Annotated in this window: 12 protein-coding genes; 8 read left to right on the top strand and 4 right to left on the bottom strand. The window is 64.1% G+C overall.

All coding sequences use genetic code 11. The annotated features are described in order from the left end of the window. Nucleotides 1–4: 4 nt before the first annotated feature. The 4 genes from AAC640_RS12530 to AAC640_RS12515 are packed head-to-tail and all read right to left on the bottom strand — an operon-like array spanning nucleotide 5 to nucleotide 3854. The gene (locus AAC640_RS12530) at nucleotides 5–1072 is read right to left on the bottom strand and encodes a PA0069 family radical SAM protein (protein WP_340266755.1); all 1068 of its coding nucleotides are present in this window, start codon (nucleotides 1070–1072) and stop codon (nucleotides 5–7) included. 42 nt (nucleotides 1073–1114) lie between these two features. Next, complete coding sequence (moaB, locus tag AAC640_RS12525) at nucleotides 1115–1642, bottom strand: molybdenum cofactor biosynthesis protein B (RefSeq protein ID WP_340266753.1); 528 nt, start codon at nucleotides 1640–1642, stop codon at nucleotides 1115–1117. Next, entirely contained in the window at nucleotides 1642–3432 is a 1791-nt protein-coding gene (locus tag AAC640_RS12520) for a lytic transglycosylase domain-containing protein (protein WP_340266751.1), read from the bottom strand. The genes moaB and AAC640_RS12520 overlap by 1 nt, the downstream gene beginning before the upstream one ends. Continuing rightward, entirely contained in the window at nucleotides 3429–3854 is a 426-nt protein-coding gene (locus tag AAC640_RS12515; protein ID WP_340266749.1) for a uracil-DNA glycosylase family protein, read from the bottom strand. Before AAC640_RS12515 ends, AAC640_RS12520 begins: the two co-directional genes overlap by 4 nt. Before the next feature lie 435 nt (nucleotides 3855–4289). Here AAC640_RS12515 and AAC640_RS12510 point away from each other — a divergent pair, with 435 nt between their 5' ends. From AAC640_RS12510 to AAC640_RS12475, 8 genes are read left to right on the top strand one after another with little or no spacing between them, the layout of a single operon-like run. Further along, nucleotides 4290–5942: an electron transfer flavoprotein-ubiquinone oxidoreductase gene (locus tag AAC640_RS12510; RefSeq protein WP_340266747.1), complete on the top strand. Its 1653-nt coding sequence runs from the start codon at nucleotides 4290–4292 to the stop codon at nucleotides 5940–5942. 25 nt (nucleotides 5943–5967) lie between these two features. Continuing rightward, nucleotides 5968–7584 carry a tetratricopeptide repeat protein gene (locus AAC640_RS12505; protein WP_340266745.1) on the top strand — a complete coding sequence of 539 codons (1617 nt, stop codon included), beginning with the start codon at nucleotides 5968–5970 and terminating at the stop codon, nucleotides 7582–7584. After that, nucleotides 7571–8467, top strand: a complete 897-nt coding sequence (locus AAC640_RS12500; RefSeq protein ID WP_340266743.1) for a 4-(cytidine 5'-diphospho)-2-C-methyl-D-erythritol kinase — start codon at nucleotides 7571–7573, stop codon at nucleotides 8465–8467. Before AAC640_RS12505 ends, AAC640_RS12500 begins: the two co-directional genes overlap by 14 nt. After that, nucleotides 8464–9180 carry an N-formylglutamate amidohydrolase gene (locus AAC640_RS12495; RefSeq protein WP_340266741.1) on the top strand — a complete coding sequence of 239 codons (717 nt, stop codon included), beginning with the start codon at nucleotides 8464–8466 and terminating at the stop codon, nucleotides 9178–9180. The genes AAC640_RS12500 and AAC640_RS12495 overlap by 4 nt, the downstream gene beginning before the upstream one ends. A gap of 46 nt (nucleotides 9181–9226) precedes the next feature. Continuing rightward, on the top strand, nucleotides 9227–10948 hold the full coding sequence (gene ilvD / locus AAC640_RS12490) for a dihydroxy-acid dehydratase (protein ID WP_340266739.1): 1722 nt from the start codon (nucleotides 9227–9229) through the stop codon (nucleotides 10946–10948). Further along, nucleotides 10929–11318, top strand: a complete 390-nt coding sequence (locus tag AAC640_RS12485) for a hypothetical protein (RefSeq protein ID WP_340266737.1) — start codon at nucleotides 10929–10931, stop codon at nucleotides 11316–11318. The genes ilvD and AAC640_RS12485 overlap by 20 nt, the downstream gene beginning before the upstream one ends. Further along, nucleotides 11315–12703, top strand: coding sequence for an NAD(P)H-hydrate dehydratase (locus AAC640_RS12480; RefSeq protein ID WP_340266735.1), 1389 nt, complete (start codon nucleotides 11315–11317; stop codon nucleotides 12701–12703). The genes AAC640_RS12485 and AAC640_RS12480 overlap by 4 nt, the downstream gene beginning before the upstream one ends. Beyond that, complete coding sequence (locus tag AAC640_RS12475) at nucleotides 12691–13908, top strand: class I SAM-dependent RNA methyltransferase (RefSeq protein WP_422794991.1); 1218 nt, start codon at nucleotides 12691–12693, stop codon at nucleotides 13906–13908. The genes AAC640_RS12480 and AAC640_RS12475 overlap by 13 nt, the downstream gene beginning before the upstream one ends. Nucleotides 13909–13933: the final 25 nt, after the last annotated feature.

Raw genomic sequence — 13933 nt, 5'->3', positions numbered from 1 at the left:
TGCTTCAGAACAGCTGAAGTTGCGGCCCTTGCGGGGGGCGGAAGAGATCCGTCCTCAGCGACAGCCGCTCGCCTGTGAAGCCGGCGCGCTTTCGAGCCTTGATGAAGCGGGTTCGGATGAGGTCAGCCCAGGCGCCTTGTCCCCGCATCCTGGTGCCGAAATCAGGATCATTGTCGCGGCCACCCCTCAGGTCGTTGATGATCGCCATCACCTTGCCCGCGCGGTCGGGATAATGTTCCTGCAGCCAGGCCCGGAAAAGCGGCGCCACTTCATGGGGAAGGCGCACCGGAATGAAGGTGGCGTCACGCGCTCCTGCCGCTGCGACGCGCGAAACTATGGCCTCAATCTCATGATCAGTGATCGCCGGGATGATGGGCGAAACGCTCGCGACGACGGGCACGCCGGCTTCCGTCAACTGGCGAATGGCATCGACGCGTCGAAGCGGATGCGGCGCACGTGGTTCCAGTGTTCGCGCGATCTTTGGGTCCAGCGTGGTGACGGAGATCATCACGGCGACCAGCCTGTCGCTGGCCAGGTGCGCGAGCAGGTCAAGGTCGCGCAATATCCGGTCGGATTTTGTCGTTATGAAAAGAGGATGGCGGCCTTCTACCAATATTTCAATACATTGCCGCGTGATCTTCCAATCCTTTTCTATCGGCTGGTAGGGATCGGTATTCGTTCCCATCGCTATCGGGGCCACGGCATAAGACTGCCTGGAAAGCTCGGCCCGCAGCAGCGCAGGGGCATCCGGCTTGGCAAAAAGGCGCGTTTCGAAATCCATGCCGGGTGACAGGTCATGATAGGCATGGGTCGGCCGCGCGAAGCAGTAAATGCAACCATGCTCGCAGCCCCGGTAAGCATTGATCGACTGGCTAAAGGCGATGTCGGGAGACTTGTTGCGGCTGATAATCGTCCGGGGCCGCTCGACCGTCACTTCGGTACGCCGTCTGGGGGCGGGACCGTCTACAAGATCGAGCGCATCAAGCCAGTCCCCGTCGACGCTATGCTCCGCGAGATTGAATCGGCGACTCGCCTGATTGAGCGTCGCACCTCTGCCCTTTTCCGCAGTCATGCCGAATAAGAACATAAAGAGAACATTGGTGCAAGTCGATCTTCAGCGCTCCTTGAGGCGCGGCATCAACTCGACGAAGTTGCAAGGGCGGAAACGGCTATCCAACTGACTGGCGAGAATGCCGTCCCACGCGTCCTTGACCGCGCCCGTGGACCCTGGAAGCGCGAAGATGTAGGTGCCGCGCGCAACACACGCAGTGGCGCGGGACTGGATGGTGGAGGTGCCGATTGTCTGGTAGCTCAGCCATCGGAACAACTCGCCGAAACCGGGTATTTCCTTGTCCTGCACCTGGGCCAGTGCTTCTGGCGTTACATCCCGGCCAGTGACGCCGGTGCCTCCCGTAGTGATGATGCAGTCGATCTGGGGATCGTCGATCCAGGCGTGAAGGCGGGCGACGATCGCGGCGCGGTCATCCCGTTCGATATGGCGCGCGGTCAGAACATGCCCGGCCCCTTCGATCCGCTCTACCAGCGTGTCTCCGGAGCGGTCGTCCGCCAGCCCCCGTGTATCAGATATGGTCAGAACGGCGATCCGAACCGGCAGGAATGGCCTGCCTTCGTCGATCGGCATCAGTCGGAACCGCCGGCAATGCTTGATCCGCTGAAAGGTGTCTTTCGCGCGAGGCGAACCATCCGCACGCCTTTCGCGCCGGGGAAGGTGGGCCACAGGCCCTGCGCCATCCCGGTGAGGCACTCGGCGCTGCCCTTTGCCTGAATTTGATACATCCAGTAGTTGCGCATGACGATGTTCACATAAGCGCGCGTTTCATAATAGGGCAGGGATTCGATGAAGAGCAGCGGGTCGCCGTTGTCCTTCACTTCGCTGTTCCACCGCTCGACTGGTTGCGGCCCGGCATTATAGGCCGCCATCACCTTGGGCAGCAGCCCGCCGGTCGCGCTCATATCGCGGAGATTTTCCAGATAACGCTGACCATATTCCATGTTTGTGGATGGCACGAACAATTGCGCTGGCGACGAAAGCCCCATGTCGCCGCCGGTGCCGGGCAGAACCTGCATCAAACCGCGCGCGCCGGCACTGCTCACCACATCGCTGCGGAACCCTGATTCTTGCAGGGTATGGGCGTAGATCAGCGCCGGATCGACCCGCCAGCCGCCATCGGGGTGCCAATCGGGTGCCGGGAACCGCGCAAAGCTGTCGGGCTGCTTGCCCGCAGGGCCATTATGGGCCAGCCAGAGCTGCGTTGCGGGAAGGTTGAGCGCGCCTGCAAGCCGCAGCAGGGGTTCATATTGGCTTATCCCGCCGATTTTCGCCTGATATCGCACGAACTGGTCAGCCTTGCCGGCCTGGCCAATGGCCGCCAGCGCGATCGCGGCCCTGACATTCGGGCTGTCCTGCAAGACCTGCCAATCCGCCGTGCTGAAGCGCGATGCCGTCCTGGACCTTGCCATCGGCATGCCCAGCGTCTCGCGAGCGAGAAGGCCGTAGAAAGTCTCTTCGGATCGTGCGGCATTTTTCAGCAGATTTTCGACCTTTTCGGGCTCGCCGCAGGTCATGTAGGCGCGCGCGGCCCAATAGGCCCCGGCCGCACGCATATCCTCATTGCCCGCCAGCGCGGCAACTTTGGCAAAGGCGGGGGCAGCGGTCGCACAATCATTCTGCCGCCATGAAGCAAGCCCCGTGGTCCAGTGCGCCTGCACGGCCCAATCGCCCCCGACATGGGTTTCCAGCGCCCGGGCGGCCATGCGCCGCGCATTGGCATCATCGCTTTCGATATAATAGGCCCAGGCGACGCGCTGGCGAACCTCCGTCAGCCCTTCCGGCGAGAGCCCTGCCTCTCCTGTGGCCAGAAGGGATTCGGCGCCAGCAGGATCATCAGTCTTGATGAAGGAGATGATCTGACCAACCAGAGCCTGGGCGAGGACATCCGTCTTGGTCGACGATACATATTCGCGACGCGGCGCCGAGCCTAGCCAGACCAGTTTCTGAACCTGCGGCAAGGCAGGCAGAAGGGTTGCGCCGCGCTTCTGCGCCAGGCGAGAGAGTTGGTCGGCATTCGGAAGCCAGGAAGCCTTATTGATAAGATCCAGCAAATCGAACAATTCGACGCGCGGCGAGTCCTTCGCCGCATATAGATCGGCCAGCGCGGCCGCGCGGATCGGGTCCTGGCTGTCCAAGGCCAGGATCATGGCCTTGGCCTCGTCCCATTTCTGACCGGTCAACGCTGCATAGATGGCAGAATAGCGGGCCTTTTGCGCGTCATCGAGATGCAGAAGGGCCTGCGGCGAGGAAGCAGATGCGCTCGCTAACGAAGCGGCGGTGTCCGCATTCGCCGGCAGGCTTAGCGCCGCGCCAACAGCAGCGAAAGCCAGACAGGTTGAATAGGTCACCGCGCGAATCACTGATTCTGTTCCTCGAAAAGGCTTTGCAACGTCCGCCAACATTCCGCCTTGGCCGCCGGTTGTCCTATCAGCAGGCGCGGGTGGAACGTAGCCAGCGCAGGCACTCTGACGCCATCATGGCTAAAAAAAAGTAAATTATCCACCGTCCGCGGTTCTGCGTCCCGAACGAAGGCACGAACCGTGCGATCGCCGAGGATGAGCAGCCGCCTGGGCGCGGCGAGCGAGACGTGGGTCCGCATTCTGTCCGCTGCGGCGACCAGATCTGCCGCCTCGATCATGCCCCCCGGTGGTCGCGTGAGGAAAAGCGACGACAGATAGATATCAGCGCGCTTCAGGCCCATTGCCCCGAGCATCGCGTCGAACAATTGCCCGGGCCGGTCGGCGATCAAATATGCCGCCGACATATCGGCCGGATCGGGCATGTCGGTGATAATCATCAATTCGGCCCCGGCCCTCCCCTGAGGCAGGACGGGCCGGCCATGCCAGCGCCGTTCCGGCTGGCCCCCATCTTCTGCGAGCCAAGCGCGGAACGCGTGCAGTGTGGCGGGCTTTTCAACCGACATTGGGGCCGATGGCTCAAGGGGTGGAACCGGCCGGCGATCAGTCGAGACGGGCCGCAGCCAGTCGACCGGCTCTTCGCCGGTGGCGCAATCGACGCCAGCCAATTCCCACCACGCCAGATAGGCATCGGCGGCAGCCACCATGTCCGTCAGCATTCTTCCCCGCATCGATCTTCTAGGCCCAGAGGTTGACGCCGGGGTCAAGAATCTTCATCGGCAGGGGTGGCAAAATGTTCGAGTAACACGGCGACCGGATTGGGAAGAGGGAAACCGGCGGGACGCCTGGATGGAGGATATATGAGCGAACGGGAATCGATGCCCTATGACATCGTCATCGTGGGTGGGGGACCTGCGGGGCTGTCGGCGGCCATTCGGCTGAAGCAGCTCGCCAACGAGGCGGGGCAGGAACTGGCGGTATGCGTGTTGGAAAAGGGGTCCGAAATCGGCGCCCATATCCTCTCTGGTGCCGTCATCGATCCCAAGGCGCTTGATGAACTGCTGCCGGACTGGCGGGATATGGGCTGCTCGCTGGCGGAAACGCCGGTCCGCGACAACCAGCACTGGTTCCTCACCAAGCAAGGCAAGTTCGCGATGCCGCACATCGCGACGCCGGGATGGATGCACAACAAGGGCACCTATACCGGATCGCTTGGCAATCTGTGCCGATGGCTGGCGGAGCAGGCCGAGGGGCTGGGCGTCGAGATCTTCCCGGGCTTTGCCGCCGCCGAAATCCTCTACAATGAGGATGGCTCGGTCATGGGCGTCGCCACCGGCGACATGGGCATCGACCGCGAAGGCAATCGCAAGCCCGACTATCAGCCCGGCCTTGAGCTGCACGCCAAATATACCTTCTTCGCTGAGGGCGCGCGCGGGCATCTGACCAAGATACTGAAGCGCCAGTTCGAACTGGACCGCGACAGCGAGCCGCAGGTTTACGGCCTCGGCATGAAGGAATTGTGGGACATCGATCCGGCCAAGCACAAGCCGGGCCTGGTCATCCATACCCAGGGCTGGCCGCTGACCGACGCTTATGGGGGCGGCTTCCTCTATCACCAGGCCAATGGGCAGGTGGCGCTCGGCTTTGTGGTGGGACTCGGGTATCGCAACCCCTATCTCTACCCGTTCGAGGAGTTTCAGCGCTGGAAGCAGCATCCGGAAATCCGTAAATATCTGGAGGGCGGCCGTCGCGTCTCCTACGGCGCGCGCGCGATCAACGAGGGGGGCTGGCAGTCGATCCCGACGCTCGCCTTCCCGGGCGGCGCATTGATCGGCTGCTCGGCGGGCTTTGTGAACGTGCCCCGCATCAAGGGCACGCATACCGCGATGAAGTCTGGCATGCTGGCGGCCGAAGCGGCCTTCGCGGCGCTTCAGGCGGATCGGTCGAGCGATGTGCTGAGCGATTATGAAGCGAACCTGCGGTCGAGCTGGATCGCGACGGAGTTGCAGCTGGTCAAGAATGCCGAGCCGCTGCTTTCGAAGTTCGGCAATACGATTGGCACGATGCTGGCCGGCATCGACATGTGGATGCGGACGCTGAAGATCGGCCTGCCCTTCACGATGAAGCACAAGCCGGACTGCGAAAAGATCTGGACCAAGGATCATGGCCACAAGATCGACTATCCCAAGCCGGATGGCGTGATCAGCTTCGATCGCCTTTCTTCGGTGTTCCTGAGCAATACCAATCATGAAGAGGATCAGCCGGTCCATCTGCAGCTGAAGGATCCGTCGATTCCGATCAGCTACAACCTGCCCATGTATGATGAGCCGGCGCAGCGTTATTGCCCTGCCGGCGTCTATGAGGTGGTCGGGCTGGACGAAGGCAATCCCCGGTTCCAGATCAACGCGCAGAATTGCGTCCACTGCAAGACCTGCGACATCAAGGACCCGACCCAGAACATCAACTGGGTGGTGCCGGAAGGTGGCGGGGGGCCCAACTATCCCAACATGTAGGCGTCTGGCCGCCTTTCTGGCGTTGATGCTGCTGCCCGCTGCCGCCCAGGCATCGGTTGACCGGAGCAGCGCCATGCACGCCTATGCGAGGGGACGGCTTGCCGATAGTGATGGAGCGCCGTCGCTGGCGCTCCGCAACTATCGCGACGCCCTGGCGGGTGATCCGGATAGTCTGGATATAGCACGGCGATCCTATTTCCAGGGGCTGATCAGCGGTGACAAGACCCTCGCGCTCAGATCAGCAGCGGTGCTGGATCGTCAGGGCCTGCTGCCGCGCGACGGCACGCTGCTTTTCCTGTCCGACGCTCTGGGCAGGAAGGATTGGCGCGCGGCGCGCGATCTGGTCGATCGCCTGGTGAAGGAAGTCAATTTCGCTTTCATCGCGCCTGTCATTCGCAGCTGGATATCGGTTGGCGAAGGCCGGCCTTCGCCGCCGGTCATCGACGCGAGCGACAGATTCGCGTCCTTGGCGCGGCGCTATGTCGACGAACATCTGGCACTTCAGGCGCTGGCGCGCGGCGACGTCGAGCAGGGCCTTGTTGCGATCAACCGCTCCCTCCGCCTGAATGAGGATCGGGGCATCTCGCTAAGGCTGTTTTTCGCGGCGCAGCTCGCCCATCAGCGCGCAACAGCCCAGGCGCTTTCCCTGCTGCCAGAGGGGGAGCCGCGTTATGCGAAAGCCCGGCGCGACCTTGAGGCGGGCCGCCATCCCGGCGCGGTTGGCGCGCCACTGTCTGCGGCGCAGGGCTTCGGCCGACTGCTCGCCCGTTTGGCGATGGACGTCTCATCGGACGAGAATACGCGGATATTGGGGATCAGGCTTGCCCGGATCGCTGCCTTCGCCAATGCCGACGATGTTGAGATTCCTATCGATCTGGCCGAACTGCTGACCAAGGCTGGCTTCCCGGACTATGGCATTATCGAGGCACGGAAGGCAGCGGCAGACCGCTGGTTCGGCGATCTGGCGCAGTCGGCATTGGTCGATGCCCTCGCGACATCAGGGGACCGTAGCGGTGCCATCACGCTCGCCCGCAAGCGGGCGGAGGCGTCGGGGGACGTCGATAGCCTCGTCCAGTTCGGCAGGCTGCTCGCTGACGCAAAGGATTTCCCGGCAGCGGCGCAGGCGTTCCGGGCCGCGCGTTCCCACTATGCGCCGGATGCGGTGCCCTGGGCGTTGCTGTTGCTGGAAGGCAGCGCGCTTGAACAGGCGGGCCGCTGGGACGAAGCGAGCACGACGCTTGAGCGCGCCGCATCGCTCGCTCCGGGCGAGGCGGTGGTCCTCAATTATCTGGGTTATGCCCAGATCGAACGCCGGCTCAACATGGGGGCCGCGATGGAACTTTTGAAGAAGGCGAGCGCGCTCAAGCCCGAAGACGCCTCGATCACCGACTCGCTGGGTTGGGCGCAGTTCGTGACAGGCAGCGCCGAGGTGGCGGTCCCGGTGCTGGAGCGGGCTGCGGAAGGAGCGCCGGCCGATGCGACTATCAACGAGCATCTGGGCGATGCCTTATGGGCAGTCGGTCGCCGCTTCGAAGCGCGCTATGCGTGGCGGGCCGCCGCGATATTCGCCGAAGGACAGGCTGCTGCGCGCCTGCAGGGGAAAACGACAGAGGGGATGAAGCCCGAATATGCCGCGCCCTGAAGCGGAGTTGGTCGGCGGCGGCGCCGCCACCAGTACACTGACCGAGACAGCCTATGCCAAGGTGAACCTCGCCCTGCATGTCAGGGAGCGTCGGGCCGATGGCTATCATTCCCTGGAGAGCCTATTCGTCTTCGCGCGCGAGGGAGATATACTGACGGGCCGAGTGACCGATGACGGCTGTATCAGCCTTGCGCTGGAAGGCCCGTTCGCCGGGATGCTCGAAGCGGGAACGGGCAATCTGGTGATGAAGGCGGCACTGGCCCTCCAGAACCATGTGGGCGAAACGCGCGGCGCGGCCATCCGTCTTGCCAAATATCTGCCGATCGCTTCGGGCATCGGCGGCGGGTCGGCGGACGCCGCCGCCAGCCTGCGCCTGTTGGTCCGCCTCTGGGACGTTCCGATCGCGAGGACAGAGCTGGAGCGTATCGCACTCTCGATCGGATCGGATGTCCCCGCTTGCCTGTCCAGCACGACCCAGCTGGTGCGAGGCCGCGGGGAAGTGCTGGAGCCGCTCGCCCTGAACGATATCGCCGCGACACCCATATTGCTTGTGAACCCGGGTGTCGCCCTGTCCACCGCGCGCATATTCCAGGGTTGGGACAGGGTGGATCGCGGCCCGTTGATCGTGGAGGGGTTCGACGAGATTGCTGCGAACGGACGTAACGATCTTGAGCGCCCTGCCATTGCCGAGGCCCCCGTGATCGCCCAAGTGCTCAAACGGCTCGCGGCGTGCGCTGGCGCGCGGCTGGCGCGGATGTCGGGGTCCGGCGCCACCTGTTTCGCGCTGTTCGACAATGTTCAAGATCGGGCAGCTGCCGCACAAGCGATCCGCGCCGATCGGCCGGACTGGTGGATTATGGAAACGGAGATCAGGGCCACTTGACCGAAGCCTATACCGAGATCAACGGCGGGCCGCTCGACCTGCTGATCATAGCGGACCACGCATCCGCCCATGTGCCGGCGGATGTCGACCTTGGCATCGATCCGGTGCTGCTGCGCAACCACATCGCGATCGACATCGGCGTCGCGGAGGTCAGCGCACTGCTGGCGGCGACACTGGAATGCACGGCGATCCTCGGGGCTGTGTCCCGGCTCGTCATTGACCTCAATCGGGAGGATGACGCGCCCGGATTGCTGCCGGTCATGAGCGATGGGCACCCGATTCCCGGCAATCGTCACGCCGATCTTGCGGACCGGATGATGCGCTTCCACCACCCTTACCATCACCGGATCGGCGAGATGCTGGATCAGATGGTATCCCCGTTCATCCTGTCGCTCCATAGCTTCACGCCGCAGCTGGCCAGCGATCCGCACGCGCAGCGGCCCTGGGATATCGGCATTCTCTACAAGGAGGATGATCGCGCCGCCCGGATCGCCATTCCCATGTTGCAGGAAGCAGGCCTGATGGTAGGCGACCAGCTGCCCTATTCAGGCAAGCTGCTCAACGCCTCGATGAACCGGCATGCCGAAGCCAATGGCATTCCCTATCTGGGCATCGAAATGCGGCAGGATCTGGTGAGCGATGCAGGCGGTCAGCGTCGATTTGCGCAGTTATTGGCACCGGTGGTGCTGGAATGCCGCAATAGTCTTGCGTGACTCGGCCCTTTTTGAAAGAGAGGCGGGCGCAAGAAGGGTAGGTTTTATGTCTCACACATTCGACAAGTCCAAACTGCCGAGCCGCCACGTCTCGGTCGGGCCGGAGCGCGCTCCGCATCGCAGCTACTATTATGCGATGGGGCTGACGGAGGAGGAGATTGGCCGGCCCTTCGTAGGCATCGCATCAGCGGGTAATGACAGCGCGCCGTGCAACACCACGCTGGACATGCAGGCCGACTGGTGCCGCCAGGGCGTGAACGAGGCGGGAGGCATGCCGCGCCGCTTCAATACCATCACCGTGACCGACGGCATCGCCATGGGCCATCAGGGGATGAAGAGTTCGCTTGCCAGCCGGGAAGTGATCGCGGACTCGGTCGAATTGTCGGTGCGCGGCCATTGCTATGACGCGCTCGTCACCTTTGCCGGCTGCGACAAGTCGCTGCCGGGCATGATGATGGCGATGCTGCGCCTGAACGTCCCGTCGATCTTCGTCTATGGCGGCTCCATCATGCCGGGCCGTTTTGAAAATCGGGATGTTACGGTTGTCGACGTGTTCGAGGTCGTCGGTAAATATGCCGCCGGCGCCTGTCCGCTGAAGGATGTGATCGCGCTGGAAAAGGTGGCCTGTCCCGGTCATGGCGCCTGTGGCGGGCAATATACCGCCAACACCATGGCGTGCGTCGGGGAAGCGATCGGCCTGTCCCTGCCTAACAGCAACATGGCGCCGGCGCCCTACAAGAGCCGGGAGGAGGTTGCCGTCGCTGCCGGCCGCCAGGTCATGGAACTGCTGGCGAAGAATCTCCGACCTCGCGACATCTGCACGCGCGAGGCATTCGAGAATGCGGCGCGTATCGTCGCGGCGACTGGCGGTTCAACCAACGCGGCGCTGCACCTGCCCGCAATGGCGAACGAGTGCGGTATCGATTTCGACCTGTTCGATGTGGCCGCGATCTTCAAGTCGACGCCCTATATCGCCGACCTGAAACCCGGCGGTAAATATGTCGCCAAGGACATGCATGACGCAGGCGGCATCTACATGCTGATGAAGACGCTGTTCGACAATGGTCTGCTGCATGGCGATTGCATGACGGTCACCGGCAGGACTATCGCCGAGAACATCGATGAAGTCACCTGGAACCCTGACCAGAAGGTCATCTATGACGTCAAGGCGCCGATCACGCCCACTGGCGGCGTCGTCGGCCTGAAGGGCACGCTCGCGCCCAATGGTGCGATCGTGAAGGTCGCGGGCATGCACCGTCTCCAGTTCGAAGGACCCGCGCGGGTATTCGATTGCGAAGAGGACGCCTTCGCCGCCGTCGAGGCGCGCGACATCGCTGAAGGGTCCGTCATCGTCATTCGCTACGAAGGTCCCAAGGGCGGCCCCGGCATGCGCGAGATGCTGTCGACGACGGCCGCGCTTTACGGGCAGGGAATGGGCGAGAAGGTGGCGCTGATCACCGATGGCCGTTTTTCCGGTGCGACGCGCGGCTTTTGCATCGGCCATGTCGGTCCGGAAGCCGCCGAGGGTGGCCCCATCGCCCTGGTCGAGAATAACGACATCATTGCCATCGACGCGGAAGCGGGCACGATCGATCTGAAGGTGGCGGCGAGCGTGCTGGCCGAGCGTCAGAAGAACTGGAAGCCGCGTCAGAACGACTATCAGTCGGGCGCGCTGTGGCGCTATGCGCAAAATGTCGGACCGGCCTACAAGGGAGCGGTGACGCACCCCGGAGCGAAGGCCGAAACGCATGTCTACGCGGATATCTGAACAGATGGCGAGGGCGGGACTGTTATGTCTTGCCCTGGCGGCATGTGACAGAATTTCGGCGCCGGCCGATGGGACGCGCTCTGACGGCAGGGCGCCGGCGGTCGGCAAGCTTGCCGACTGCTCTATCGGGGTGGGAAGTCGGTGGGGCCGGGACTGCTCGGTCGACCAGGAGGGTGATATCCTGACCTTTCGCCATCCCGATGGCGGATTCCGGCGCTTCCATATTCTGCGGGACGGTCGCGGGGTCGGGGCGGCGGATGGATCGGAGCCGGCGGCTGTATCGATCATCGGCAAGGGGCTGGTGGAGATCAGCATCGGCGACGACCGCTATCGCATCCCGGCTACGATCGGGTCAGCGGCGCGACCATGAACCCGACGCCGATCCTGACCGCTGCCCAAATGCGCGCTGCCGAACAGGCGGTCTTTGCCACGGGAATCAGCGAATATCAGCTGATGGAGCGCGCTGGCGCGGCAGCGGCGGAGATCATCTGGCGGGCCGGCGGCAAGCGCGATCTGCTCGTGCTGTGCGGGCCGGGAAACAACGGCGGGGACGGGTTTGTCATCGCCCGCCTGCTGCGCGCGCGCGGTGTCCCGGTTCGGGTCGCGGCGCTTGGCGACAGCCGCACGGAATCGAGCAGAACGGCCCGTTCTGCCTGGGGTGCGCCGGTTGAAAACTTGCTGACCGCCGCGCCGGCAACGCAGCTGGTGGACGCGCTGTTCGGCACCGGCCTTTCGCGGGGTCTTGAGGAGCATGTCGCGGATCGCCTGACGCTGCTCGCGGCGCAGTCCGCGCACAGCTATGCCATCGATCTGCCGAGCGGGGTCGACACTGACGCTGGCACACTGTTTTCGCCCGTGCCGCGCTTTGACCTCTGCATCGCACTGGGCGCGGCCAAGCCCGCGCACCTCCTGTATCCGGCGGCAGGATGTTTCGACCGGCTGCTCTGCGCCGATATCGGGATAACGGCACCGGCGGAAGTGCATTGCCTTGCGCCGCCACAGCTGGAAGCGCCGACGGCTGCCGCCCATAAATATTCGCGCGGCCTTGTCGCCGTCGTTGGCGGTGAGATGGCCGGCGCTGGCATGCTTGCAGCCCGGTCCGCCGCCCAGTCCGGCGCGGGGATGGTACGCCACATGCAGATCACGGACTGCCCGGGAGGAGCTGACGCGATCGTCACGCTTCAGGCCCCTGACGCGACGACTATCGCGCGAGAGCTTGAAGACCCGCGGCTGAGTGCCGTGCTCGTGGGGCCCGGGCTTGGACGAACCGCCGATGCCAGAAAGAGGCTGGCAGCTGTGCTGGGATGCGGTCATCGGCTCGTGCTGGACGCCGACGCGCTCACGCTCATGGAAGGCGACGCGGCAGCCATCCCTGCGGGTTCAGTGCTGACTCCGCATGAGGGGGAGTTTGTGCGCCTGTTCGGTGAGCTGGGGGGCAACAAGATCGATCGGGCGATCGCAGCGGCGCAGCGTTCGCGGTCGGTGGTGATCGCCAAGGGAGCGGACAGCGTCATCGCCGCGCCGGACGGCCGGGTTGCGGTGGCGACCGGCGCGTCGTCGTGGCTGTCGACCGCAGGAACTGGAGACGTGCTGGCGGGGCTGGTGGCCGGCCGCCTTGCCGTGACGGGAGACAGCTTCCGCGCCGCTTGCGAGGCGGTGTGGCTGCATGGCGAGGCGGCGCGGCGCGCTGGGCCAGCTCTCATTGCGGACGATCTGATCCGGCAGCTGCCCGCCGCTATCGCATGCCGCCTGTGACCGACGCCGAACACGACAGGGTGATCCGTATCGCCGCGAAGGGCGATGGCGTGACGGCCACGGGCCGGCATGTGGTGCTGGGCGCGCCGGGCGATCAGGTAACGGCTGATGGGCGAGTGCTCCCCGGTGCCCACCATGTGGCGCCGCCTTGTGTTCATTTCCCCGCCTGTGGTGGATGTGAACTGCAGCATGTCGATGCGGTCAGCCTGGCCGAATTCGTGTCGAGCCGCGTAACCGGAGCGCTTGCCAGTCAGGGGGTCGTGCCCGACAGCGTGCAAGCGCCACATCTTTCCCCGCCACGGACGCGAAGGCGCGCCTCTCTTCGGGCCATGTGGCTGGAGGGGAAAATCATCATCGGCTTTGCTGAATCGGGCAGCCACAAGCTGATCGATCTCATGATGTGCGAGGTGCTGGACCCTCGCCTGTTCGCGTTGGTCGCGCCGCTTCGGGTGCTGCTCGCGCGGATATTGCCCGCCAGGCGTTCGGCACATGTCCGCATGTCTATCACCGATCAGGGCATTGACCTGCTGCTGGAAGCTGTCCGGATCGAAGGCTTGGCGGCGGACGAGGCGCTGCTCGACTTCGCCAGGGCGCAGCGACTGGCGCGCGTGACGATCAATGAGGGCGAGGGGGAGCAGACCCGCTGGGAACCGGTGCCCGCGACCGTGAGCTTTGGCGATGTACCAGTGGCCTTTCCGCCCTTTGCCTTTCTGCAGGCGACGCCTGACGGCGAGGCGGCGTTGGTCGAGGAAGTGAAGCGCGCATTGCCGGCACGGGGCGCGGTTGCCGATCTTTTCTGCGGCCTGGGCACATTTGCGCTTGCGATCGGCGAGGGGCGGCCGGTCTATGCCGCGGAGGCGGCGCGCGACTTGGTGCTGGCGCTCAAGCAGGCCGCGGGCCGCGCACAACGGCGGCTGGTAGCCGATCATCGCGACCTGTTCCGGCGGCCGCTGGTTCCGGCAGAGCTTAATCGCTTTGCTGCGGTGGTAATCGATCCGCCCCGTGCGGGTGCGCGCGAGCAGGTGATGCAGCTCGCCGCCTCGACGGTGCCCACCATAGCCTATGTGTCTTGCAATCCGGCCAGTTTCGCGCGGGATGCGGCGCATCTGATCGCGGGCGGATACCGCCTTGCGAGCGTGAAGCCCGTCGGCCAGTTTCGTTGGTCGACCCATGTCGAACTGGTCGGCATTTTTCACCGCGTCTGAAAATATGTCCCCCGCCGAATATTTA

The sequence above is a fragment of the Sphingobium mellinum genome, assembly GCF_037860795.1.
GTDB classification, from domain to species: domain Bacteria; phylum Pseudomonadota; class Alphaproteobacteria; order Sphingomonadales; family Sphingomonadaceae; genus Sphingobium; species Sphingobium mellinum.
Note: the sequence above shows the minus strand (reverse complement) of the source record. Positions and strands in the feature narration are given on the sequence as shown.

Bases quoted from the DNA above. Each gene is read 5' to 3' on its own strand.
- AAC640_RS12530 (WP_340266755.1), bottom strand. From the start codon at position 1,072: ATGACTGCGGAAAAGGGCAGAGGTGCGACGCTCAATCAGGCGAGTCGC.
- moaB (WP_340266753.1), bottom strand. From the start codon at position 1,642: ATGCCGATCGACGAAGGCAGGCCATTCCTGCCGGTTCGGATCGCCGTT.
- AAC640_RS12515 (WP_340266749.1), bottom strand. From the start codon at position 3,854: ATGCCCGATCCGGCCGATATGTCGGCGGCATATTTGATCGCCGACCGG.
- AAC640_RS12510 (WP_340266747.1), top strand. From the start codon at position 4,290: ATGAGCGAACGGGAATCGATGCCCTATGACATCGTCATCGTGGGTGGG.
- AAC640_RS12505 (WP_340266745.1), top strand. From the start codon at position 5,968: ATGCTGCTGCCCGCTGCCGCCCAGGCATCGGTTGACCGGAGCAGCGCC.
- AAC640_RS12500 (WP_340266743.1), top strand. From the start codon at position 7,571: ATGCCGCGCCCTGAAGCGGAGTTGGTCGGCGGCGGCGCCGCCACCAGT.
- ilvD (WP_340266739.1), top strand. From the start codon at position 9,227: ATGTCTCACACATTCGACAAGTCCAAACTGCCGAGCCGCCACGTCTCG.
- AAC640_RS12485 (WP_340266737.1), top strand. From the start codon at position 10,929: ATGTCTACGCGGATATCTGAACAGATGGCGAGGGCGGGACTGTTATGT.
- AAC640_RS12480 (WP_340266735.1), top strand. From the start codon at position 11,315: ATGAACCCGACGCCGATCCTGACCGCTGCCCAAATGCGCGCTGCCGAA.
- AAC640_RS12475 (WP_422794991.1), top strand. From the start codon at position 12,691: ATGCCGCCTGTGACCGACGCCGAACACGACAGGGTGATCCGTATCGCC.